This is a genomic window from Mesorhizobium sp. M2A.F.Ca.ET.067.02.1.1, from assembly GCF_004023285.1.
In the GTDB taxonomy this organism is placed as follows: Bacteria; Pseudomonadota; Alphaproteobacteria; order Rhizobiales; family Rhizobiaceae; genus Mesorhizobium.
In genome coordinates this window covers 1-788 of the sequence record NZ_RZSB01001291.1, presented here as the reverse complement: position 1 = coordinate 788, position 788 = coordinate 1, and the positions used below count along the sequence as shown (strand labels likewise).

The window sequence follows — 788 nt, the reverse complement described above, 5'->3', positions numbered from 1 at the left end:
CCAGGAGACGGTCTCGCGGGCGAAGGCGGCAAGCCTGTCCGGCTCGCCATGGGTGAATTGCGCATAGCGCTGGGCAACGCCGGCCTTGACCGCGAAATAAACGAAATGCACCAGCGCCAGCGTCTTCACGGTCGCGAAATAGACGGCGACATCGTTGGGCGGGAGGTAGGCGCCCACCATCAATACATCGGCATTGGTGAGCAGGAAGAAGAAGCTCTCGACCAGGAAGATCGGCAGCGAGACGAGGATCCATTGGCCGAAATGCACCGTCATCGGCCCGGGCGGGACCTTCTGGTCCATGCGAGAGGTGACGGCCATCAGCTGGCCGAGCGTCGTGACATAGGTGGCGGCGATCGAGGCGAAGATCGCGGTCTTGGCGTCGGGCACATAGTGCAGGCCAAGCATCAGCGCCATGAACACCAGGATCAGCACCGGCCGCACCAGATAGGTCGGCGAGAGCGCCAGCAGCGCCCAGGAATTGGCGCGCGCCAGCCCTTGCAGGAGGTCGCCGAGCCCGATCATCGGCAGGCAGATGACGCCGAGGATGAATGGGATGACGTAGTAGTTCTCGATCCGGTCCGAGGCCAGCCACACGCCAAGGGCGCCGAGGCCGGCGATCAGCGTCGAGGCGACGAGCACGAACAGGCGGCTGGCAAGCACGATGCCGCGCAGCTCGGCCAGCATGCCGCGCTCGCGATACTCCGGAATGAAGCGGATGACGGAGGTGTGGAAGCCAAGGCAGGCGAGATTGCCGACGATGACCATCGTCACCCAGACCAGCACCGAGA

Annotated in this window: 1 protein-coding gene; it reads right to left on the bottom strand. The window is 64.5% G+C overall.

The window, feature by feature from the left end; all coding sequences use genetic code 11:
- On the bottom strand, nucleotides 1-788 hold a 788-nt coding region (locus tag EOA28_RS37370; protein ID WP_148671192.1), incomplete at both ends, for a lipopolysaccharide biosynthesis protein.